This window comes from Pseudomonas sp. XP2 (assembly GCF_053557975.1).
In genome coordinates this window covers 108283-131360 of record NZ_JBNRIK010000018.1, presented here as the reverse complement: position 1 = coordinate 131360, position 23078 = coordinate 108283, and the positions used below count along the sequence as shown (strand labels likewise).

At 58.1% G+C, this 23078-nt stretch carries 15 protein-coding genes and 1 pseudogene; 5 read left to right on the top strand and 11 right to left on the bottom strand.

Features of this window, described 5'->3' with window-relative positions; translation table 11 throughout:
- A pseudogene (locus ACK1VC_RS19355) lies at window positions 1-604 on the bottom strand (glucose-6-phosphate isomerase); the annotation flags it as partial.
- 512 nt (window positions 605-1116) lie between these two features.
- On the opposite strand from ACK1VC_RS19355, the gene ACK1VC_RS19350 reads away from it, so the two are divergent.
- On the top strand, window positions 1117-1728 hold the full coding sequence (locus ACK1VC_RS19350) for a lipopolysaccharide kinase InaA family protein (RefSeq protein WP_231995318.1): 612 nt from the start codon (window positions 1117-1119) through the stop codon (window positions 1726-1728).
- 109 nt (window positions 1729-1837) lie between these two features.
- Here the strand turns inward: ACK1VC_RS19350 and ACK1VC_RS19345 are convergent, their stop codons facing one another.
- The 10 genes from ACK1VC_RS19345 to ACK1VC_RS19300 all read right to left on the bottom strand — a co-directional run bounded on the left by ACK1VC_RS19345 (window position 1838) and on the right by ACK1VC_RS19300 (window position 15137).
- Window positions 1838-3856, bottom strand: coding sequence for a polysaccharide biosynthesis protein (locus ACK1VC_RS19345; RefSeq protein WP_016485397.1), 2019 nt, complete (start codon window positions 3854-3856; stop codon window positions 1838-1840).
- Between the two features lie 105 nt (window positions 3857-3961).
- The gene (locus ACK1VC_RS19340) at window positions 3962-4966 is read right to left on the bottom strand and encodes an MraY family glycosyltransferase (RefSeq protein ID WP_016485396.1); all 1005 of its coding nucleotides are present in this window, start codon (window positions 4964-4966) and stop codon (window positions 3962-3964) included.
- Entirely contained in the window at window positions 4963-5934 is a 972-nt protein-coding gene (locus tag ACK1VC_RS19335) for a UDP-glucose 4-epimerase family protein (RefSeq protein ID WP_191087371.1), read from the bottom strand. Before ACK1VC_RS19335 ends, ACK1VC_RS19340 begins: the two co-directional genes overlap by 4 nt.
- 71 nt (window positions 5935-6005) lie before the next feature.
- Window positions 6006-7115, bottom strand: coding sequence for a glycosyltransferase family 4 protein (locus ACK1VC_RS19330; RefSeq protein WP_070087013.1), 1110 nt, complete (start codon window positions 7113-7115; stop codon window positions 6006-6008).
- On the bottom strand, window positions 7112-8254 hold the full coding sequence (locus tag ACK1VC_RS19325) for a glycosyltransferase family 4 protein (protein ID WP_191087370.1): 1143 nt from the start codon (window positions 8252-8254) through the stop codon (window positions 7112-7114). The genes ACK1VC_RS19330 and ACK1VC_RS19325 overlap by 4 nt, the downstream gene beginning before the upstream one ends.
- Window positions 8251-9147, bottom strand: a complete 897-nt coding sequence (locus ACK1VC_RS19320; RefSeq protein ID WP_016485392.1) for a GDP-mannose 4,6-dehydratase — start codon at window positions 9145-9147, stop codon at window positions 8251-8253. Before ACK1VC_RS19320 ends, ACK1VC_RS19325 begins: the two co-directional genes overlap by 4 nt.
- Entirely contained in the window at window positions 9147-10178 is a 1032-nt protein-coding gene (gmd, locus tag ACK1VC_RS19315; protein ID WP_016485391.1) for a GDP-mannose 4,6-dehydratase, read from the bottom strand. Before gmd ends, ACK1VC_RS19320 begins: the two co-directional genes overlap by 1 nt.
- Window positions 10179-10575: 397 nt before the next feature.
- Window positions 10576-11991 (bottom strand): TolC family outer membrane protein, encoded by a 1416-nt coding sequence (locus tag ACK1VC_RS19310; RefSeq protein WP_031311952.1) that lies wholly within the window; start codon window positions 11989-11991, stop codon window positions 10576-10578.
- Entirely contained in the window at window positions 11988-13313 is a 1326-nt protein-coding gene (locus ACK1VC_RS19305) for an HlyD family type I secretion periplasmic adaptor subunit (protein ID WP_023047784.1), read from the bottom strand. The genes ACK1VC_RS19310 and ACK1VC_RS19305 overlap by 4 nt, the downstream gene beginning before the upstream one ends.
- Window positions 13314-13325: 12 nt before the next feature.
- On the bottom strand, window positions 13326-15137 hold the full coding sequence (locus ACK1VC_RS19300; protein WP_191087848.1) for a type I secretion system permease/ATPase: 1812 nt from the start codon (window positions 15135-15137) through the stop codon (window positions 13326-13328).
- A gap of 533 nt (window positions 15138-15670) precedes the next feature.
- Here ACK1VC_RS19300 and ACK1VC_RS19295 point away from each other — a divergent pair.
- From ACK1VC_RS19295 to ACK1VC_RS19280, 4 genes are all read left to right on the top strand, one after another.
- Window positions 15671-16552, top strand: a complete 882-nt coding sequence (locus ACK1VC_RS19295) for a hypothetical protein (RefSeq protein ID WP_096425728.1) — start codon at window positions 15671-15673, stop codon at window positions 16550-16552.
- A gap of 17 nt (window positions 16553-16569) precedes the next feature.
- A complete protein-coding gene (locus ACK1VC_RS19290; RefSeq protein ID WP_016485386.1) occupies window positions 16570-17997 on the top strand; it encodes a DUF4214 domain-containing protein in 1428 nt (475 codons plus the stop codon).
- A gap of 145 nt (window positions 17998-18142) precedes the next feature.
- Window positions 18143-20614, top strand: coding sequence for a glycosyltransferase family 2 protein (locus tag ACK1VC_RS19285; protein WP_191087369.1), 2472 nt, complete (start codon window positions 18143-18145; stop codon window positions 20612-20614).
- Window positions 20614-23043 carry a glycosyltransferase family 2 protein gene (locus tag ACK1VC_RS19280; RefSeq protein WP_197884501.1) on the top strand — a complete coding sequence of 810 codons (2430 nt, stop codon included), beginning with the start codon at window positions 20614-20616 and terminating at the stop codon, window positions 23041-23043. The genes ACK1VC_RS19285 and ACK1VC_RS19280 overlap by 1 nt, the downstream gene beginning before the upstream one ends.
- Window positions 23044-23078 lie beyond the last annotated feature (35 nt).

Below are 23078 nucleotides of genomic sequence, written 5' to 3'. Positions count from 1 at the left end.
CGCGCAGGTTGGCCGAGAGCTCGTGGAATTCACTGCCGTCGATGTTCGCCAGGTAGTGGCAGCGTACGCCACGCTGAGCGTAAGGCAGTAGCGCTTCGGAAACCAGCTCGGGGCCAAGGAACGAGCCACCGATGCCAATGTTGACCACGTCGGTGATCGGCGTCTCGTTGTAGCCGCGCCACTGGCCACAATGGATGCGCCCGACCAGTTCAGTGATTTGGTTGAGCACCTTGTGCACTTCCGGCATGACGTCCACGCCGTTGACGCTGAGCTTGTCGCCCACCGGCCGGCGCAGGGCGGTGTGCAGCACCGGGCGGCCTTCGGAAGCGTTGATGATTTCGCCGCTGAACATCGACTTGATGGCGTCCTGCAGGCCCACTTCGTTGGCCAGGTTCACCAGCAGGTCGCGGCTTTGTTCGGTGATCAGGTTTTTCGAGTAGTCGAGGAACAGGCCGCAGCAGCTCAGGGAGAACTGGTCAAAGCGTTGGGCATCGGCGGCGAAGGCTTCGCGCATGCTGAAGCCTTGCATGGCTTTGCGATGTTCATTCAGCGCCTGCCAGGCGGGCATGCGCGTTACATCATGGGGGTTACGGTAATACGACATTGCAACTCGGTTCCTTCATGTACATCGTTCCTTGAATAGCCCCACTGCAGCGGGGCCTGGGTAGCAGCAACTGTTTGGCCCCTGAACTGAAAGACTGCTTGGTGCTTGCGTGCCCATGTAAAGCAACCTGGCATTGTATGTGCTGCTAATAGCCGGTTGCCAGCCATGAAGGTGACTTCTCCCGCTCATCGTGCAGAATTGTAAAAAAGTGTACGGAATAAGGCAGAGAAATGTATCATTGGATCCATTAGGCTGATGGCATTTTGATTCCATAAGGATGTGACGTGGTAGGCGATCCCCGGGTTTGGCAAAACGAGTACCCCCATGTTGTGCGTTATCGTGATGCCACCCTGCATTTTCAAACCGTCCTCCCCAGCCATACCCGGCAAGCTATCGAGCAGTTGGTGGAACAGACGCCAACCGCCAAACGCGTGAGTGCGCCGCTCCCGTGTAGCGCCAGCAAGCTTTTTGCCAAACGCGAAAAGCTCGACTCACTGAAAAAAAAATGGCGCATGCAACGTGGTAACCCAAAGCGCAACGGGATGTACGACTGGCCCATTGAAGAGCTGATTAACACGCGTGAAGCGGCCAAGCGAGGCGCCCGGGTACCGGGGCTGATCGGTTATGGATACACCAGCTCGAAACTTGGGCTGATCCAGGACTTTTTCCTGATTACCGAGTTGCTGCACGATCACGTCGACGGGTTGAGCAAAGCCCGTGAGGCGCCCGCAGCAGTGAGCGCCGTGATAGAGGCTACCTTCGAGCTGCTGCATGCATTGCACCGCCGAGGCATTACGCATATGGACCTGTGGGTTGCCAATGTCATGCTGCCCCAACAGGGTAAAGCTCGCGCCATCGACCTGGAAAACTGCTTCTTCGGCCAAACGGATTACCCGGATGAAATCCTGGGCTTCCAGTTTGGTTTTATCTACTTCCGAGAGATTTATCGGTACATCACCGAAGCGGACTATGACAGCGCGGTAGAGCAGGCGCTGGCCACGTATTTCCCGAACATTGGTCGCGCGGGTTTCGACCGCATTTATGCATTGGCCAAGCATCAGGAGGTGGGGCGCCTGGAGCGGCGTGACATCTTCAACAACGGCGTACTGCAGAGCCGTTGGTAGGGCCAGAGCGGGTTTAAGCTGTAGCGACGAACTTGCCCCAGGGCAGCGGTTAATCAATCAAGGCGGTTATGCGGCCATCGCCGGCAAGCGGGCCGCATTAGCTGCCGCCCTATCGGTCCAACAGCCCTTGGCGCCGCTGCAGATACACCCAATCCACAATTTCTCCCTGAGGCGAGTAACCACTGACCAGTTCTCGCAACAACTGTCGCACACGGGTGAAGTCATCGTCGGCAACCGCAGCCAGCAACTGGGTCAGCCGCTCACGCAGAAAATCCCACGCCAGGAAATCTTCGTTGGCGGCCATGATCATCGGGTGGGCTGTGGGCGATACGTCATCGCCGATAAGCAACTCTTCGTAGAGCTTTTCACCGGGGCGTAGCCCCGTGAAGTCGATGGCGATATCGCCCTGCGGGTTGCCCTGGCTGCGCACACTCAGCCCCGAGAGGTGGATCATTTTTTCGGCCAGCTCGACAATGCGTACTGGCTCACCCATATCCAGCACGAACACATCGCCGCCCTGCCCCATGGCACCGGCCTGCACCACCAGTTGGGCAGCTTCGGGGATGGTCATGAAGTAACGGGTAATTTTCGGGTGAGTTACCGTCAACGGCCCACCCGCCTTGATCTGCTTGTGAAACAGCGGAATCACCGACCCGGAAGAGCCCAGAACGTTGCCAAAGCGCACCATGGTGAACCGGGTCTTGTTCACCCGGGCAATCTTGCTGCTGTCTCCATACATCACCGGTGCCGCCTCGCGGCTCAGCGCCTGCAGGATGAGCTCGGACAACCGCTTGGTGCTGCCCATGACATTAGTCGGCCGCACGGCTTTGTCGGTGGAAATGAGCACGAAGTTGGCGACACCGGTCTGCAGTGCTGCCTGGGCAGTACACAACGTGCCATAAACATTGTTGAGAATACCTTCGGCGATGTTGTGCTCGACCATCGGCACATGCTTGTAGGCTGCCGCATGGTAGACCGTATCGACGCGCCAGGTGGCCATTACATCAACCAGGTGCTGCTGATTGCGAACCGAGCCCAGAATCGGCAACAGCCTTACCGATAGCGACTCACGCAAGATGCGCTGTTCCAACTCACTCAAAATGCTGTAAAGGTTGAATTCACTGTGATCGAACAACAGTAGCGTGGTAGGCCCCAGCCCGATGATCTGGCGGCACAGCTCGGCACCTATGGAGCCCCCCGCCCCGGTGACCAACACGGTTTGCTTGTAGATGCAGCGCTCAAGCAGCCCTTCCTGGGCGGGAACCGGGTCACGCCCCAGCAGATCGGCGATGTCTACGTCCTGAATGTCATCCACTTTTACCCGGCCACTGGCCAGGTCGGCGAAAGCTGGCACGCTCCGTACGTGCAATGGGTAAGGCTCAAGGAAAGAAAGAATTTCCTTTCGTCTTGCGCGTGAGGCCGAGGGTAGCGCCAGAAGAATTTCTTGAGCCCCCGTTTCCTTGATCATCTGTTGCAAATGCTTGGGCTTGTAGACTTGCAAGCCCGAAATGACACGGTTGGCAAGGTCGCTATCGTCATCGATAAACGCCACGGGCCGCATCACCCGCCCCATTCGCAGCGCAGCCAGCAGCTGATTGCCTGCCGTACCCGCTCCGTAGATAGCTACTTTGATCAGGCCGTCATCGCGATTGGCAAACGGAATCTGATGAGCCCCGGTGAACCAGTCACCCAGGAAATACTGCCGCATGATCAGGCGCAAACCGCCGATGATGACCATGCTCAACCACCAGTAATTGAAAATGATCGACCGCGGCACAACAACCTGATGGTTACTGTACCAATACACCACCACCGCCAGAATGAGCGATGACAGTGTCACAGCCTTGATGATGGTGACGAGGGCATCATTGCCAAAATAGCGCATCACTGCCCGGTACATGCCAAACCGTATAAACAACGGGATGGCCACCGCAGGAGCAGCCACGAACAGCCAGGCGTGCGTGACGATGGGGTTGTACATTTCATCGAGGCCCAAGCGCACGATAAAGGACAGCCACAACGCGAACCAGATCAGCGAGATGTCCGTACACACCTGAATGAGCCGCTTCTGACGCCGGGACAGATTGACCAGATACTGGCGCATTCTGTCTTTCTTCTCGTCGCTCATTCGGCACTCCTCAGCGCAAAAGAACCTCGTTTGAATGACCTGAGCGCTGGCCGGCCATACCACGGCGTTAGCAGCTCTCTACGATGGCCTCCTTGCCCGCCCATCCTATTCCTTTTTCCCTGCATGGTAGGTGACCGCCAAGACTATGAGAGGCACATAAGCGACCAGGGTTCCCGTGGCGCCATCAACCTTGAAGAGCACCACCGCCAGCGCTATTGGCAACAGCCAAGCGAGGTTGATCGCCGCCACCGCCAGGCTTACAGGCCGATGGCTGCCGTGGTGGCGCGAAGCATACTGATAGGCATGACTACGATGCGCTTCGTAAACCTTTTCACCGCGCAACAGGCGACGCCCCAGGGTAAATGTGGCGTCGACTACAAACACACCCAAAAGTATTAACCACCCCCAGAATAATAGCGGGTTTACCGAACCCGCCATCAATGCCAGCAAACCCAGCACGATGCCGAGGAAGCCACTGCCTGCATCGCCCATGAAGATGCGGGCGGGCGGGAAGTTCCAGCACAGGAAGCCAACCACGGACGCCGCCAGTAATAGCGGCAGCCATGCAGCCTGAGCATGGCCGCTAACCCAGTAAAGCAAGGCCCCGCCTAGACATACGCAAATGGCCTCAATACTGGCAAGGCCATCGATGCCGTCCATGAAGTTGTAAAGGTTGAGCAGCCACACCAGATACAGTACCCCTATGATGCTGCTTAACCAGACCGGCCCCAGCGCCAGGCCGAAGACAGAAAGAGGCGGCATCCCGCCAAGCCAGGCAAGCCCCCATCCGGCCGCTGCGAAATGCCCCAGCAAACGCCACCGTGCAGCGATGTGCCCGTGGTCATCCATGAAGCCGATCAGTGCAACCAGCCCCCCCGCACCCAGCAAGCTGACCAGCTGTACCGGAGCGATGGACCCGGCCCAAGCCAGGCCAAGCATGGCAACCAGCATCGCCACCACGAATGACAGGCCACCACCACGGGGGGTTGGCAAGGTATGCGAGCTACGAGCATTGGGGATATCCAGCAGGCTGCGCGACAGCGCATAGCGGCGCAATACTGCGGTCATACACCAGGACGCGACGCCTGCCACGACGATCAGCCATATCATACGCGGCGGTTTTCCAGAAAAGATCGAGCGGCCATGTTCAGTCCTTGCTCCAACGTGTAAGGGGGGCGCCAGCCGAGCAGTTGCCGGTTTTTATCGATGTCCACCTGCAGCGAGCCGAGCAAGCGCTGGGCAAGGTCCTGTCGGCCAAGCAGCCGGGCTGCCCAGTGCAACAGGGCTGAGGACACAGGCAAAAGCCGGGCGGGCCTGCCCAGTGCACGGCCAAGCGCACGCAACAGATACGCCAGCGAGACATCTTCGCCGTCACTGGCCAGGAAGGTTTGGTTAGCGGCGCCCGGGTGGTCGATGCAAGTGATGATCAAATCGACCAGATTGGCCAGCGACACCAGGCTGCGACGGTTATCAACCGCGCCGAAAGGCAGGGGCAAGCCCCGTTGCACGCAGCGCATCATGCTGCGGAAATTGGCTTTGACACCTGGCCCGTAAACCAGCACCGGGCGGATGACCACAACCTCCATGCCGGTAGCTGCCGCCAGTTGGCGCAACCCCTGCTCCGCTTCATGCTTGGACACGCCGTAAGCATCCTGAGGTGCCGGTGCATCGTCGGCGCACAGGGGCCGGCCGGGCTGACTCGCCTCACCATTGACCTTGACCGAACTGATGAAAATAAAACGCCGCACACCAGCTGCCGCTGCCTGACGGGCCAGGTTGAGGGTGCCCTCGACATTGATCCGACGGAACTCGGCCAAACTATCGGCGGCGGTTTCTTTCATCACATGCACCCGGGCTGCGGCATGCACCACAACGCTGACACCTGCCAGTGCCGGTGCCCAATCGGTGGTGGCAGCCAGGTCGCTTACCGTCACAACCTGAACGCCCGTGGTATCTCCGCGGCCAGTGCCACGCAAAGCCGCACGGGTTGCGAAGCTACCCATCGTTGCCAGCCGACTACAGACTGCGCTGCCGACAAAACCGCTGGCGCCTGTAACAAGAATGGTGCGTCGTTCCATGAAATCAGATCTCAATTTACCCAAGTGCCGTCAAGGCTGAACGGCAGCGTAGCCCATCGAGTGGGTAACGCTTACAACAGGCGACGGTAGAGGCCGGCATACGCACTGGCCATTGCCGATGCGGTAAATACTTCCTCGTAACGCTGCAGTGCCTTGGCGCCCATGGCTTGCGCCAACGTCGGGTCATCCCACAAGCGTTGCATGGCCTGAGCCAGCGCTGCAGCGTCACGCGGCGGCACCACAAGACCGGTCTCGCCAGCCAAATTGATGAAGGTGGTACCAGAACCCATTTCACAGGAAATCAACGGTTTGCCATACATCGCCGCTTCCAGCAGTGAGATGCCGAATGACTCGGAGCGCAGGTGGGACGGGAAGGCAAATGCATAGCACAGCTCAAGCAACGCTGCCTTGTCGTCATCTCCAAGGCCACCCAGGAACTGTACGTTGCCAAGGCCCTTCTGCTGCGCCTGCGCCTTGAGCTGCGCCTCAAGAAAGCCGCCGCCCATGATCACCACCGGCAACCGATTGATGTGCGCGGCTTCCAGTAGATAATCCAGCCCTTTGTAATAGCGCAGGGCCCCTACGAAGAGGAAGAAGCGCTCGCCCAGACGTGCACGCCAATAAGCCAGTTTTTCAACCGACGCCTTGGGATAGGTGCCACGGTCGAGACCGTAGGGAATAATTTCGACCTTGTCCTTGAACCGCGTCAGCACTGGGCTGTGCGCAGCATAGTTGGGCGAGGATGCTACTATCCGGTCAACGCTGGCAAAAAACCGGTTCATCAACGGCTGATATAGCTTCAATAGCCACTTCTGCTTGACGATGTCGGAATGGTAGCTGACCACCGTGGGCTTGTTCAGCCGCGCCAGGAAATGCACCAGGTCCATGTAGGGCCAAGGGAAATGGTAATGCACAATGTCAGCCTGGGCGGCCAACTCGGCAAAGTCCTTCATGGCCGACAACGAAAAGCCGGTCGAGGCCACATGCAAATCAAGCTTGGATCGGTGCGTTACATGATTGCCCACTGTTTCATTGCGCGCAGCGCCGCGCGGGCTCAGGTATAGCACCTCGGGTTGCACGCCATGGGCCTGAGTACCTTCTGCAATCTGAAAAATGACTTGCTCGATACCCCCCATGGAGTCGGGGTAATACGTTTTAAAAAAATGCAGGACCTTGATCATCGTTCCCTGACCGATTTATAGACCTCGATGGTTGCCTGTGCACAGCGCTCCCAAGAGAAACCCCCGGCATGCTGCAGCCCCTGCTGCACCGCAGTTGCGCGCCAGGTTTCGTCTTCCAGGCCCTGGCACAACAATGCAGTCAGGCCCTCCACGTCGTCGGGCGAGCACATCAACGCCGCCGGCCCTGCAACTTCCGGCAGCGAAGAACTGTTGGAACACACCACAGGCACCCCTGAGCTCATGGCCTCGAGTACGGGCAAGCCAAACCCTTCATAATGGGATGGGAAGGTGAACAGCCGTGCTCCGGCAAACAGCAGGGGCAAGTCTTCGCTGGCAACAAAACCGAGATAGCGCGCCCAGCCTTGCTGTTGTGCCTGGGCAATGCGGCCGTGGATCGCCTCGCTGCGCCAGCCATGGTAGCCCGTAAGGATCAGCGGCCAGCGCTGGCGCAATGCAAGAGGCAACCGACCGTAAGCATCCAGCAGGGTCTCGATATTCTTGCGCGGCTCAATGGTGCCGACGAACAGGCTATAGCCACCCGGCTCAAGGCCATGACGCGACAGCGCTTCGCGCAACGCTACATACGGACGGGGGTGGAACTCTGGCGAGCTGGCCAACGGAACGGTGTGAATACGCTCAAGCGGCCAGGCAAAATAGTCCGCCAATTCCTGTCGGGTATAGCTCGAATCGGTGATGAGCGCATCTGCACGCTCAAGTGTCAGCTTGAGCTCCTTCTGCAAATAGCGGGCAATTTGCGGCGCATGGCAATGCGCCCAGGTGAAGGGCGACAAGTCGTGGAATGTCGCCACGGTACGGCCGGCGAACTTTGGCAGGTAGTAATTGGGGCTGTGATAGATGAAGTCATCATGGCCACGCAACGCACGCTCACGCAAATACGGCATCAAGCGCCGATAGGCCTCCACTGCCAGCGCATTTTTTTGCACCAGACGCTTCAAGCCATGCACGGCATCCGATTTATCGGTAGCCTCAGGCAGCGCCTGCAAGAATCTGCGCCCGGCGAACAAGCGCAACTCTTCTAGTTCGCTGCTTTGTTGCAGGCGGGAAGCCAGCTCGTAGGTGTAGCGCCCGATACCGGTAAGAGGGAAGCGCACCGGCTCGACAGAAAGGATGAGCTTCATTTACCAGCAAGCATCCATCCCAAGGTTTCATCCAGCGAGGGTGTTTGCCAGCCGGGCACCAGCGCTTTCAGCAAACTGTTATCACCGCACAGGGTCTTGACCTCATTGGCGCGAACAAATGCCGGGTTAACCTGTACTTCGATGGAATGCCCAGTGATGGCGGAACATTTGCCAATAACTTCACGCAGCGAGTGGGTAGAGCCCGAGCTTACATTGACCACCTGCCCCAACGGGCGCGCCTCGATCAGGCCACGATATGCCCGCACGACTGCACGTACATCACTGAAGTCCCGCCAGACATCGAGATTGCCCAGCTCGATGGTGTCAGCCTTGCGGCGGAAGTGCGAAACGATCTTGGGCAGCAGGAAGTTGTCTGCCTGCCCAACACCGGTGTAATTGAAAGGACGCGTGATGACGATAGGCAACCGGTCACACCACAGCCGCGCCATGTATTCCATGGCCAGTTTGCTGACCGCGTAATCATTGGCGGGCGCCGGTGGGGTCTGTTCGCCCAGCATCCCTTCGGAAACGTTGCCATACACGTTGGCACTGCTGGCAATCAACACACATTCTGGTGTTTTGCCGCAGGCTGCAATGGCTTCGAGCAGGTTCCGTGTGCCTATCAGGTTGACTTGATAGAACGCATCGGCGGCACCATGCCCGACAAAAGCTATGGCAGCCAGATGCAGGACGACATCTGGCTGCAGTTCGGCCAGCAACGCGCGCAGGCCCGGCCCATCGGTCAGATCGGCCTGACGATAGTCGGGGGCCTGCAAAGGCTGGCTCCCAGTCCCGAAAACTTCGTAGCCACTGGCCCGCAATTCGGCCGCCATGTAACGGCCGGTGAACCCGTGAATACCTGTAATCAGCGCGCGTTTACTGGCCATTTGCATCAGAACGAGAACCCTTTTTCGTTACGACGCAGGTCGGCTTCGACCATCATGCGGCACAGCTCTTCCAGGCTGGTTTTCGGTTCCCAACCCAGCACTTGCTTGGCCTTGTCAGGGTTGCCGATCAGCAGCTCGACTTCGGCCGGGCGGTAGAATTTCGGGTTGATGACAACCAGTACCTTGCCGCTGGCTGCGCAGGTACCCTGCTCTGCCTCGTCCTTGCCGCTCCAGTTGATTTCGATGCCGGCAGCCTTGAACGCCATGGACACGAAGTCACGTACGGTTTCGGTGCGGTTGGTGGCAAGCACGAAGGTATCAGGCTGTTCAGCTTGCAGCATGCGCCACATGCCTTCGACGTACTCTTTGGCAAAGCCCCAGTCGCGCTTGGCATCGAGGTTGCCCAGCTCCAGCTTGTCCAGCAGGCCCAGCTTGATCTTGGCCACCGAGTCGGTGATCTTGCGGGTCACGAACTCACGGCCGCGCAGTGGCGACTCATGGTTGAACAGGATGCCGCTGGTGGCAAAGATGTTATACGACTCACGGTAGTTGATGGTCATCCAGTGAGCGTACAGCTTGGCCACGCCGTAAGGGCTACGCGGGTAGAACGGGGTGGTCTCGACCTGTGGAATTTCCTGGACCTTGCCGAACATTTCCGAAGTCGACGCTTGATAGAAACGTGCCTTCGGATTGACGATACGAATGGCCTCGAGCAGGTTCACAGCACCCAGGCCGGTGATTTCGGCGGTGGTCAGTGGCTGTTCGAACGATACGCCAACAAAGCTCTGCGCAGCGAGGTTGTATACCTCGGTGGCTTCCGTGGTTTGCAGCAGGCGAATGCTGGCCGACAGGTCGGTGAGGTCGTACTCGACCAGGTGCAGGTTAGGGTTGGTGTGAATGCCCAACTCCTCGATGCGCCAGAAGTTAACCGAGCTGGTACGACGATAGGTGCCATAGACTGTATAGCCCTTTTCCAGCAGCAGTTCCGCCAGGTAGGCGCCGTCTTGACCAGTGATCCCAGTAACGATTGCTTTCATGCGACTTAACCAACTCCGATAGTGCCGTGCGGGCATGTGTTAATAGGTTTGACGCGGGCAGTTCCAGCCACGCATTTTCGGTTCCATGCCGAAGTATACATAGGTCGTACGCACTACTCGACTTACAAAGTACTGGCGCGACACACGCTGGCAGCTATGAGCTCGCCTGGAACGACCCAGGGCCGGTCAGGCGCCGCAGAATGGCGTAGGCGCCATGGAGGGGAGCATAAGTTCCACGGCCCAAAGCCGCCACAACAAAACGTGTAGGAATATTCCGAATCGGACGACTGTTGCTTGCCCGCCCCTGGCTATGGAGGCGGGGAAGATATCGAGCGCAATGGGGGGGCGCTCGATTGGGCAGACGCTGCAACACCCCGGTTGAAGGCCCGCAGCCCGATCAGCTGCGAGCGTCCACCCGCGGAACATCGCCACCCGGCAAGCTGGTTTCCGGCACCGGGCTCAGCCACACATTGACGTTATCCACACTTTCCTGATTCAGCTCCCCCGCCCAACGGTTGAGCAGGAACAGGTTGGTGATGAAGTCGTACTGCGTCTTCAACAGATCGCGGCGCGCCTTGAATTCGTTCTGCACGGCAGTGAGCACATCCACCGCATTGACCACACCGAAGGTGAACGCCTTCTGCGCCGCAACGCTGGACTGCTGCGCCGATGACAGCGCATTGCGGTTAGCGCGAATCTTCTCGACCGCAGCCTGCGCAGTCAGATAGGCGGTGGTGGTTTCCTTGACCACCTGACGCCGTACGCCTTCCAGCTGTTCCTCGGCGGCCAGCTGGTCATCGTAGAGGCCACGCACCCGCGCGGAGGTAGAACCACCGCTGTAGATCGGGATTTTTACCCCTATAGAGGCCACATAGCTCTCACTGCGCGGCGCCTGGGTGTTGTCGTAGCCTTGGTCGTTCTGCTGCGCACTCAAACTCAACCCCAGCTGCGGGTAGTGCTCACCTTTACCCTCACGCACCGCCGCATTGGCCGCCTCCGCCCCACTTTGATACGACTTGAGCAAAGGGTTGGTTTCAATAGCTTGGGTTACCCAGTTCTGCAAAGGCCGGGTGGGAGCTTGCAATGCTACATCGTTGCGCACTCGGCTGAGTGGCTCGGTAATCGGCCGGCCGACGATTTCGGCCAACGCTTCGCGACTTACTTGCACCTGATTACGCGCTTCGACTTCTTGCGCAAGCAAAAAGTCCACCCGTGCCTGCATATCGAGCTTGTCGGTGATCTTAGCCATTTGCCGATCGAACATGCTGCTGACGCGGTCGAGGTTTTTCTGGGTTGCGCGGCGCTCCGCCTGCACCAATTCCAGCTCATCGTCGGCGGCAAGCGCTACAAAGTAGCGCTTCGCCAAGTCGACGGTAGCTTCTGCAAGCGCATCTTCAGCCTCATGACCCTTCTGATCTTTTACGCTTTTGGACTTCTGGTAACGCTCCCACGCCGGCTTGTTGTACAGGTACTGGGTGAGGCTGAGCGAGTAAGTTTCAGTATTGTAAAGGTCGCGACTAATCTCGTTCTCGCGCAGGATGCGGCTTGAGTTGGCGTTGGCCGACACCTGTGGCAACAAGCTACCGAGCGCTGCCCGCTGCTGCTCGCTGGCAGAGCGCGCGCGCGCGTAAGCGGCGAGGACCCGTGGGTCCTCCAGGCGCGCTTCACGGTACAACCCCGCCAGGTCCAACGTGTACGTGGATGCCGAAACCCCTTTCGGCTGCTCACCTACCGCCCCCTGCCCTTCCACGGCCACCGCCTGCCAGGCGACCATGCACATCATTAATCCAGGTAGCAAACGCAGCACAATCATTCCTCGATCAGCGATTCAGCGAACATGTTGCGCGCCGGCTTCAACAGGTACTGCAGCATGGTGCGGTCGCCTGCGTTGATGAGGACCTCGGCTGGCATGCCAGGTTGCAGCTTGCGGTTGCCGAGTTTTTTCATGCCGTCTTCGGTGACTTTGACGCGGACCAGGTAGTACTGGTCGCCCGAACGCTCATCGACCAGGCTGTCAGCCGAAATGCGGGTCAACTTGCCTTCGATGACCGGGGTGGTGGCCTGGTTGAACGCGGAGAAGCGAACGTCCGCAGTCTTGCCCAGCTCAAGCCGGTCAATGTCTCGCGTGGCCACTTTGGCTTCCACCACAAGCTCCGACTGAGCTGGCACGATATCCAGCAAAGGTGTGGCAGCGCTGACCACGCCACCAATGGTGTGCACTTTCATGTCCAGAACCATGCCGCTTTCCGGTGCACGGATCACCACACGGGAGAGCCTGTCACGCAGCGCCGCTTCCTTTTCCTGCAGATCGAACACTTGGGCTTGGACGTCGGACAGCTCTTTGGCCACGTCAGCATCGAACTTCTTCTTCAACTGCACGATCTGCAGCTCGGTCTCCCCGATCTGCAGCTTGGTCTTGGTAATGCTTGACTGGTGGTCAGCCACTTCAGTCTTCAGCATGTCGAGCTTGCGCTCCTGCTCCAGCAAACGCTGGTTGTCGACAAAGCCCTCGGCCAACAGCTCTTTCAGCTGTTTGATTTCGCCGGAGTACGACTTGTTCAGGCCTGCTTTGGTGCGGATCATGTCGTTCAGACCGGCGATCTGCTGCTGCATTTGCTGGATCCGCTCACGGTTGACCGAGATCTCACCCTGCAAAGAATCGTGGCGGGCCTTGAACACCTGCTGCTCGCCGGCCAACGCTTCTTGCGCTCGGTCAGAATCGGTACCCTCCATCGTCACTGGCGGGATCGAACCCAAGCCGTCACGCTCTGCACGGAGACGTGCCTCTTTATAACGTGCGACAATCAATTGGTTTCGAGTGGACTCATACTCCGCGCTCAGCTGCGACTCATCCAGTACAATCAGCGGGTCACCCTTCTGTACCAGATCGCCATCACGGGCATGAAGCTCTTTGACGATGCCACCCTCCAAATGCTGCACGGTCTTGCGGTAATTCTGCACGGTTACCACACCGGTGCCGTGCACGGCATTGCTCAGAGGCGCGAAAGCCGCCCAAGTACCAAAAATACCGAACGTTACAAAAACGATGGTCAGCCCGATGCGGCGAATACCGCGATCCGATGTAGGCATGTCATCGAAGTTGTGGTCGAACGTTGTGATCGCTTTACTGCTCATCTAGAAATCCTTTCAAGCGCCAGTGCTGGTGCTGGCGGCTGGTACAACGGCAGTGGGCGCAACCGGCGTAGCGGCAGGCGTGTTAGGCGGGGTAGTAGGCGACTGAGCCGCAGCCGCCTGGGCGCCGCGCTGCTGAAGCTTGGCTTGCTGGGCAGCCAGCTCGGCTATAACACGGTCGCGCTCGCCGTACAGCGAAATGGTGCCACCAGCCATGACCAGAATGCGGTCCAGGCGCGTAAGGATATTGGGGCGGTGAGAAACAATGAACACGGTCGCGCCGGTTTCCTTGAGCTTTTGCAGGGCAACGCCCAGCGCCCGCTCGCCCACATCGTCAAGGTTCGAATTAGGCTCGTCGAGTACGATCAATCGCGGGTTGCCGTAGATGGCGCGAGCCAGACCGATACGCTGACGCTGACCTCCGGAGAGGTTTACCCCTTCGCTGCCGATGACCGTATCGTAGCCGTCCGGCAGCATCAGGATCATTTCGTGCACACCCGCCATTTGCGCGGCCTGCACGACCTTGTCAGGGTCTACCTTGTCGAAACGCGCGATATTCTCGCTGATGCTGCCCTCGAACAGCTCAATGTCCTGCGGCAGGTAACCCACATAAGGGCCGAGGGCTTGCTTGTCCCAACTGGCAATATCCGCACCATCAAGGCGGACGACACCATGCTGGGGCGGCCAGATACCCATCAAAGCCCGTACCAGGGTGGACTTGCCGGCTGCACTTGGGCCGACGATGCCGACGATGGAACCCGCGGGGGTTACGAAGCTGATATTGCGCAGTACTGGGGACTTGGCGCCCGGCGGCGCGACGATGAGATTTTCAACCTGGATATGACCTTCAGGCGCGGGAAGCGGCATGCGCTCAGGCTCTTTATTAAGGTCGTCCATGACTTTATTCAGACGGTCATACTGCACCTTGGCAGCGACAAAGCCCTTCCAACTGTTGATCATTTGATCGATAGGGGACAGCGCCCGACCAAGCAACAAGGAACCAGCCATCAACAGACCTGGATTGATTTCATGCTGAATGACGAGATAAGCACCTAACGCCAACATGACCGATTGCGACCACATGCGGAACATTTTCGAAATAGAGCTAACGACCCCGCCCTTATCGCTAGCCTGTGATTGCAGCATCATCACGTAGCGCTGACGCTTCGCCCAACGGTTCATGAGCGTTTCCAGCATACCCATGGACTCGATCACTTCGGCATTACGCAGCGTCTTAGACGTGATCACATTGGAAGCTACGTTTTCTTTGTTCGCTATGGCTAGAGCCTGACCTGTCACACGGTGATTAATCACTGCAAAGACGGCCAAAATTGATCCACACGCCAACGTCATCCACCCAAACCACGGGTGGAATAGGAACATCACGGCCGTATAAATGGGAAACCACGGAGCGTCGAAGAATGCGAACACGCCCGCTCCCGTGAAAAACTGTCGCAAAGACGTCAGGTCATTCAACGACTGCGCTGTAGCATCAGCCCCCCCACTCTGGAGTGACCGCTTAAAGCTGGCTCTGTACACATCCCTGCTCAACAGCACATCTAGCCTATTGCTTATACGCACCATAATCCGCGACCGAACCCATTCGAGCGAGCCTAGAGTCAGCAACAGGACGGTCAGGATCAATGTCAGCATCAACAAAGTTGACGTGCTGCCGGACGGCACGACGCGCCCAGAGACCTGAATCATGTATAAAGTAGGCACTAGCATCAGCGTGTTGACGAAGAAGCTGAAGAAACCGACCGAAAGGAAGCTGCTTTTACAAGCTTTGAGGGCAGCCTGCAGGTTATTTTCGGGTTGTGAACTCATGGTATCCATACTGAGGTAGGCGAAAGCGGCGGGCAGTGTAACACCCACATCGGGACAGCTGCGTGTCAGATTGTCCGGAAGACGACTCGTTCCGTGACCAATCGCCTGAATCATGAAATTTCTAACGAGAAATCTGGCTGGAATTTTCCAGCCTCTGCACGGGTGAGCATCAGGCGACCAACGGTTCTCCTCGCAGAAAAAGCAGTTGAAGCCATGTCAAAAAAACCGCACCATGCGAACATATTGCGCTAAAGAATCCGTAAATCTCTGATTTTCCGCTGCTTATAGGTAAAATTTTTTAATCCCTGCGTTCCGCTCAGGTATTCCAAACAGCCTGCCCCGAGTGCTAACAAGATTGCTAAGTTCCCAGCGGATATGAAATTTTTTTTAGAAATCGTGGTTGACAACATTTCCCTCGGACGGCATCTTCGCCACTCGCAGGGAGCCATCACTGGCCGTTTGGTGCACGCACGGGTTTGAGCAAGTTAGCTACCAGTGTTTTTGCTTAAAAGGAGCTTAACAACGCCATGTCTATGCCTTCGCAGACCCTTGACGGCCTGAAAATCAGCTCTCGGGTTACGCTGCTCGAGCCGGGCATGTATATCTTCCGCTACGCCTCGCAACCCCCTGCCGACAAGCCGGTGTGCATTGCCCTGCAGCAAGCACCGCTAGGTAAAGGTTCTATCGACTTCTTCCCTGCCGAGGGCGTCAGCAAAAACATGCTGACCAAGCTGGGCGACACCATCGTGGCGCGGGTCAAAGGTGGCGTTACCACTGTCTTGATCACCGAGTACCACATGTTTGACGAAGTGATCGACCCCATCGACCTTCGCATCGACCGTATCGACACTTCGCCTGCCATAATGCGCACCTATGCGGTGGTCGCCACCGCCGAGCCAGCACAGACTATTGCTGCGAGCACTAAGCCACTGCCCATCATGCTTACAGCCCACCTGAAGAACGCGGGTGAGGTGGCATCGAGTGAGGGCTGGGTCGGCGCTCCAGGCACTGACGACTTCATCGAATCCTTCGCCGTCGACTGGGCAGAAAAACCGGTCGGCGTAGATCTGCTCTATACCTGCATGGTGGCCGGCTCTGGCCCCTGCCGCAATGTCTCCACTGGCACCGTTATCGGCGCCCGCGCACAGGGCCTGCCCCTGCTGTGCGTCGGCTTCAGCCTGGTGGGCCCATTGCGCAAACATTACGAACTTACAGGCCTGGTTGTGTTCGGCAATGCCGAGCCACAACGCTTGGTCGCCAATCAGATGATGCATGGCCCCACCGGCAACGAGCCGTTGGTGGCGCTGCATATCGCCCTTACCCCCGTTACGAAGATGAACGCTGCCCGCCTTAAGTCTCCGTGGGAAAACTCTGCAAGTAAGCAGAACACTATTGCAGCGGGCCAAATGGCCTGAAGTAACAGGAATACACAATGCAATACGATAATCCCGTATCGAGCAGCGATCTGCTGGCAACCCTGACCGCCGACAGCGCCAACCTCTCCGACTCCACTATCGCAGCTATTAACAGCCTGCTGAACCTGGATAACGTAGACACCGTTGACGTTGCTGGCATCACCGGCACCACCGTTCAGCTGCCACAATCCGGCACCGCAAGCGCCGTTCACGGCACCGTTGCTGGCGTTAAAGGCGACACAGTCGTTGTTGACCTGGCCGCTGCTGAAGCCGCTGGCGCTAGCGTTTATCACCTGCAGAGCGATGCCAACCTGGTTGTGAACCTGGAAGGTCAAGCTGCTGCTGGCGCTGCCGACGTACAACTGTTCGCTGCCCTGGCAGTCGACACCTCGGCTATCGACCTGGTAGTTACCACCGGCAACGGTGATGACGTGATCACCGTCAAAGGCGACCAGAACACCCTGATCGACGCTGGCGACGGCAACGACACCATCGTTACTGGCAACGGCGACAACGTCGTTATCGCTGGCGCTGGCAACAACAACGTGACCACCGGTTCGGGCAATGACACTGTCATCCTGAGCGGCAGCAACCACGCTGACATCGTCAACACCGGCGCAGGCTACGACGTTGTCCAGCTGGACGGCTCGGCTGAAGACTACGACTTCGCAGTCGGCAACAACTTCACCGTGAACCTGACCGGCAACCAGACTGCTGCAATCAGCAACGCTGAGTTCCTGTCGTTCGCCAACGGCGACACTGTGGCCCTGGCTCACAGCGACGACGAAGCTGCTGCCCTGCGCCTGTACCAAGGCATCCTGGGTCGCGACGCTGACCTCGACGGCGCTAAAGCCTTCGTTGAAGCTGTCAACGCTGGCACTTCGCTGAACGACATCGCCAACACCTTCCTGAACTCTGACGAGTTCGGCGGTGCCAACAACGCTGCTGACATCAACGAGCTGTACAAAGCTCTGCTGGGTCGTGACGCGGAAGAAGGCGGTTCGGCTGTATGGCAAGAAGTTCTGGCCAACGGCGGCTCCCTGGCTGACATCGCTGCTGCTATCGCAGTATCGGCTGAAGCTCAGGAACTGGACGCTTCGAACGCTACCTTCGTTAACGACCTGTACGTGAACGTACTGGGCCGCGACGCGGAAGAAGCTGGCCTGAACAACTGGGTCGACGCTCTGTTCAACGGCGCAAGCCGCGCAGAAGTTGCCCAAGCCATCGTTGGTTCGTCGGAAGCTTCCGACAAAGCCAACAGCGACTTCGTCGACGCTCTGTACCAGTCCGCACTGGGCCGTACCGCTGACGAAGCTGGCAAGGCTGCCTGGACCGAAGCACTGGCTGCTGGCGTTTCGCACGCTGACGTGGCCCTGGGCATCGTTGGTTCGGCCGAAGCCATCGACCACATCGACAACGTCGTTGTACTGCACGGCCAAGTTTAACTAGCCCTGCTTTGACGTTGCATATGTCCGGCCTTCGGGCTGGGCATATGCCAAAGGGGCGACTTTCGGGTCGCCCCTCTTTTTTATTTGTGTAGCCAAGCCAAAGCTTATGTCCATACACCTCGATCATGGGCGAGAAACGCTCATGGACATTTTCCATCGCCACCGCAATGCCGGTGAACATGAACTTGCCGCCAGCGTACTGGAGCGGGCCATGCAAATCGTTGAGCACCGGCCGGAAGCGTTGATATGGAAAGGGATTGCGGCTCTGCCGCGTAACCCGAAGCTGGCCTTTTTATTTCTTGTAACCGCTGCACAGCTGCTACCAGAACGCGCCGATGTTAAGGCACTGGCAGGCCGCGCCCTGCTGGCACAAGGGCACGCGGAACTCGCCACTCGCTATCTCACCATGGCATGGCAGAAACTCCCCGGGGACGCCACGCTTCGCATGCTGCTATGGCAAGCACGCAGCCAGTCTGAAACACCGGCCAAGCTACGCAGCATGATTCTTGCCCATTTGCCTGAGATCAATTCGCCCAAGGAACTGGCGCAGGTACTCAAGTTACTCACAGCGCAAACTGGCGCCGCTGGCACAGTAGGTGTGGTGCATTACCTGGAGCAGCAGCGCGAAGTGCAGGGCTGGGCCATTGATCTTGGCAACCCGCACGCTCCGGTTTCATTAAAGATTGAGGCTGGCAGCGCCAAGGTTGACGCCGTAGCCAATATACCCCACCCATTACTTAGCGCTGCCGGCCTGCCGACCACCCATGGCGGCTTGCGCATACGCGTGCCAAATCCCACCGCCGCTGTGCATATCCGCTTTGCGGACAATACACCGCTACTGGGCAGCCCTGTGTTTGCGGCGCCGTCATTTGTGCCGCCTCCAGAACACCCCAGCCTGGGTGTGCAGCAGCACGTAGATGTACTGATACCGGTTTATAATGGGCTGCACGAAACACTTGAATGCATCAACAGCGCCCTCGAAGCTCGCAAACTTAACCGCACGCCTCATCGCCTGGTCGTGATCGAAGACGCCACACCCGTGCCGGCTCTGGCGAAAGCGCTGAAAATGCTGGCCGGTAAAGGCAAAATCACGCTGGTGAACAACGCTGTGAACCTGGGTTTCATCCGTACCATGAACCGTGCGATGGCACTGAGCCCTGGCCGGGATGTGGTATGGCTGAATGCCGACACACGGGTACAGGGCAACTGGCTCGACCGCTTGCGCAACATCGCTCTCAGTAGCGCAGATATCGCCTCTGTCACGCCATTCACAAACAATGGCGAGCTGATGAGTTTCCCACAGAGTCAAGTCAGCCATGCCATGCCCAATGCTCGTGACCAGGCAGCGCTGGATGAACTGGCCAAACATGCCAACATCTCTCCCGTCGAGATCGAGACTGGCTGCGGCTTCTGTCTGTATATAAAGCGTGCAGCGCTCAACCAGGTCGGCTACCTGGATGAAGTTCACCTGGCCAGAGGTTATGGCGAAGAAACCGACTGGTGCCTGCGTGCGCGCAGCTTTGGCTGGCGCCATATGGGCGCGCCCAATGTATTCGTGGCTCATCAAGGCGGGATTTCTTTCGGGGCAGAAAAAACACTGCGCGTAGCACAGAACAACGCTATCTTGCGCCGCCGCTATCCAGACGCTTCGGCACGCTATAATGCGTTCTGCCTGCGGGACCCGATCAAGGCTGCCCGGGGCGCGCTACAGCGTGCCCGCCTGGCCCGCTTCGCACAACAAAGCGATGAACGAAAAGCCTCGCAATGGCCGATGGAGGCAAGTCATTCGCTGCACATTCACGACGGCACAGGGGCTGATTCTATCCTCTCTCTTGTCTGGCACCGGGACAGCCATCGCACTTGGGTCACATTGAAAGCCCCGCTTGCCCCCTTGCCTTTGGAGCTTGACTACGAGATGCCTGGAGAATTCTCCGAGCTGGTCAAGAACCTGGCCGCGCTGCCACTGAAAGACATCGTGCTCGAACACCAGGTCCAGTGCCCCTCCAAGCTCTGCGATCTGCCTTCACTGCTGAACATTCCTTACACAATCGTATACCGTGACGGCCATCTGCAAGGCCTGGACGCTACCTACGATTGGCAGCGCTTTGCCAACCAGGCAGAAAGCGTGGTTTTACCGTGGCAGTCCTGGCATAGCGCATTCGCCGAGGCGTTCCCGCAAGCCAACCTCGTGATTCAACCATGCGCCGAACTGCCCACGCCTGCAACCAGCCAACCCAATATACTGCTGATCGGCGACGCCCTGGATGATCCAGAGATCATCCAGACCTGGGTTCGCCTTGGCAGACGCATCACTCGAGAGCGGTTACCGCTTACGCTACTGGTCAAACAAGACACACCGTGGCTTAAAACCTTATCTGCAACCGGTGCGGTTCAGGCACTACCCCAAGTGAACGGTTTCAGCTTGCCGGAGATTGCCAAGGCGACCGGATGTGATGCAGTGGTCAGTCTTGCCCCTTCTCCTGGCGAAAAATGGCAAGCCCCGGAACTTGCCAGCGAGTACGATTTGCCGTTGTATACGCGTTGCCATTCCCTAGGCACTGAAGCAAGGGCGAACTGTGTAACCCAATTACCATTTTCACTGAGCCAAGCCTGATGACACAGAACGTCCTCAACGAGCGGCCGGCGGGTCAGAAACCTGTAGCGCTCTCCTCATTTCGTGGCTGCATCAACGGACTGTACGGGGATGTTCTGCAGGGGTGGGCTATCGATATCACGCAGCAAGATCAGCGGCCTGTCATCGAGGTGTTCGTTGATGGGGCCAGTGTCGCATTGGCCAGAGCAGACCAACATGAGCCCAATGCTCCGCACGGCGATCAATTCCATGGCTTTACCGTGCAACTGCGCCAGAGCCTGCTGGCAAATGCCAACCGAATAACCGCTCAAATTGCTAATACAGGCATCCAGCTCGAAGGTGAGATTGAGCTCCCTTCCCAGCCTCCACAAGAAACTGCTGCCGTAGCTTCACAGGTATGGCATACGGGTGGGTTGCGCGTCGGCGGCTGGTCTTGGGATCCACAGGCGCCGCATCGCCATGTGGAAGTTACGCTACGCGAAGGTAGCCGGGTTGTCGCCCAGGTCACTTGCAATACCCACCACCAGGCACTCGCGTATCGCGCCACAAGTGATCACGGTTTCACGATAGACCTGCCGTGGGAACTGGCAGATGGCAAGTTGCATGTCATTGAAGTGACCAATGACCTCGGACAGTCACTATCAGGAAGCCCGATTCGTTTGCGCTGCCGCCCGGAGGGCCTGGAAGGCCTGTTGCATCAGCTTGAACTGAAACCCGATTCTGCAGTGCAGGCCCTGGTGGCAGAAGTTGCGAAGGAGCAATCATCGCGCTTGCCAAAAAGCGCAGGATGGCAGCACTACCCACGATGGTACGACGCCTTCCAGAAGCGCGAGCCTATCGCTGCCACCCCGTCCAGGTTCACACCCGGCCTGTTGCTGCTCAGTGAAGGTGACGCCGCCCTGGAACAAATCAGCCTCGATAGCCTGGGCGATGACGCTGAAAGTGTCCATCAGTTGGCGAAAGCTGCCCCGGCCGACCTCCTCCCCGCCGTTGAACAACTGCTGGCAGCCGGCTGCGACAGCATTATCCAGATCGCTGCAGGTGACAGACTGGCGCCCCGAGCCATCGCACAGCTTTGCAATTTGCTGGAGGATGGTTGCGCTTGGGCCTATGCCGACTGTGACCGCGACGGACCGCAAGGCCAACGTAGCCAGCCATGGTTCAAGCCGGTTTGGGACATTGACCTGTTCATTGGCGCAGACATTTTCTCTGCTGGCGCAATTTTCTCTGCCGCCATTGTCAAAGAGGCTTTGGTTCTGCTCAACGCAGGCCAAAAGCAGTCAGCCATTAACCGCCACGATCTAATCGCCGGTATAGCACTAGCTACGGAGCTAAACGGCCGATCTGTAACACACCTGCCTCGGGTTCTCTACCATCGCTCTAGCGATGTCTGTACAAGCCCGGAGCAAGCTGCGCCCTCAAAGCAACGCAAGGACGCCGTGACGTGGTTATGCCAAAGCCTCGCACCAGGCGCGCAGGTCAGCGCCGTACCAGACTACCCTGCTCTGCTCAGGGCTCACTGGCCGCTCCCTGAGCAACTGCCACGTGTCAGCCTGATCGTACCCACACGTGACCAGTACAAGCTGCTGCACGCCTGTATCGAAGGCCTGTTGAACAACACGGATTATCCAGACCTGGAGATCATTGTTGTCGACAACCAGTCGACTGATCCGCAGACATTGGCCTACCTCGCCGAACTCATTCAGCGCGGCGTTAAGATTCTTGCGCACCCACACCCCTTCAACTACTCCACGATCAACAATCGCGCGGCGAGCGTTGCCACGGGAGAGCTGATCGGCCTGGTCAACAACGATATCGAAATCATCGAAAGCGGCTGGCTGAAAGAGATGGTTTCGCAGGCACTGCGCCCCGGAATCGGCGCAGTGGGTGCCAAGTTGCTGTGGCCCAACAGGATGGTCCAGCATGGTGGCGTAGTTGTTGGCGTCAATGGCCTCGCTGCCCATGCCGGCAACACCTTGGAGCAACGAGATGCCGGGTACCTGGGGATGAACCAGGTTACCAGGCGGCAGAGCGCGGTTACGGCGGCATGCCTGCTGCTCCGCAAGTCGTTGTTCGACTCGATTCAGGGATTGGATGAACGAGCGTTTCCTGTGGCGTTCAACGATGTCGATTTATGCTTGCGCATTCATGAACTTGGCCTGCGTAATCTATGGACCGCCTTCGCGCAATTGATCCATGCCGAATCCGCCAGCCGAGGGAAAGATATCTCGCCAGAGAAAATGGCACGCGCCCAGCGAGAGCAGCAGTTGTTTACAGAACGATGGTCCGTCAGCTACAGGGATCCCTACTACCATCCCGCATTAAGCCTGGACTATCTGACCGGCCCCTACGGGGGCTTGTCATTGCCGCCAGAACCAGAATATTGCGCCCCCAGAAAATTGGCATCCAGTGAGATTCATGGTCATATCTACTTGGCTGATCCTTCCTGAAGCGCCAATACAATCACCCATCAATACAGGGACAC

What these genes read in the sequence shown, in the direction of transcription:
- gmd (WP_016485391.1), bottom strand. Translation starts at nt 10,178, where the DNA reads ATGAAAGCAATCGTTACTGGGATCACTGGTCAAGACGGCGCCTACCTG.
- ACK1VC_RS19345 (WP_016485397.1), bottom strand. Translation starts at nt 3,856, where the DNA reads ATGAGCGACGAGAAGAAAGACAGAATGCGCCAGTATCTGGTCAATCTG.
- ACK1VC_RS19335 (WP_191087371.1), bottom strand. Translation starts at nt 5,934, where the DNA reads ATGGAACGACGCACCATTCTTGTTACAGGCGCCAGCGGTTTTGTCGGC.
- ACK1VC_RS19350 (WP_231995318.1), top strand. Translation starts at nt 1,117, where the DNA reads ATGCAACGTGGTAACCCAAAGCGCAACGGGATGTACGACTGGCCCATT.
- ACK1VC_RS19330 (WP_070087013.1), bottom strand. Translation starts at nt 7,115, where the DNA reads ATGATCAAGGTCCTGCATTTTTTTAAAACGTATTACCCCGACTCCATG.
- ACK1VC_RS19320 (WP_016485392.1), bottom strand. Translation starts at nt 9,147, where the DNA reads ATGCAAATGGCCAGTAAACGCGCGCTGATTACAGGTATTCACGGGTTC.
- ACK1VC_RS19310 (WP_031311952.1), bottom strand. Translation starts at nt 11,991, where the DNA reads ATGATTGTGCTGCGTTTGCTACCTGGATTAATGATGTGCATGGTCGCC.
- ACK1VC_RS19300 (WP_191087848.1), bottom strand. Translation starts at nt 15,137, where the DNA reads ATGAGTTCACAACCCGAAAATAACCTGCAGGCTGCCCTCAAAGCTTGT.
- ACK1VC_RS19305 (WP_023047784.1), bottom strand. Translation starts at nt 13,313, where the DNA reads ATGAGCAGTAAAGCGATCACAACGTTCGACCACAACTTCGATGACATG.
- ACK1VC_RS19295 (WP_096425728.1), top strand. Translation starts at nt 15,671, where the DNA reads ATGCCTTCGCAGACCCTTGACGGCCTGAAAATCAGCTCTCGGGTTACG.
- ACK1VC_RS19285 (WP_191087369.1), top strand. Translation starts at nt 18,143, where the DNA reads ATGGACATTTTCCATCGCCACCGCAATGCCGGTGAACATGAACTTGCC.
- ACK1VC_RS19290 (WP_016485386.1), top strand. Translation starts at nt 16,570, where the DNA reads ATGCAATACGATAATCCCGTATCGAGCAGCGATCTGCTGGCAACCCTG.
- ACK1VC_RS19325 (WP_191087370.1), bottom strand. Translation starts at nt 8,254, where the DNA reads ATGAAGCTCATCCTTTCTGTCGAGCCGGTGCGCTTCCCTCTTACCGGT.
- ACK1VC_RS19340 (WP_016485396.1), bottom strand. Translation starts at nt 4,966, where the DNA reads ATGATATGGCTGATCGTCGTGGCAGGCGTCGCGTCCTGGTGTATGACC.
- ACK1VC_RS19280 (WP_197884501.1), top strand. Translation starts at nt 20,614, where the DNA reads ATGACACAGAACGTCCTCAACGAGCGGCCGGCGGGTCAGAAACCTGTA.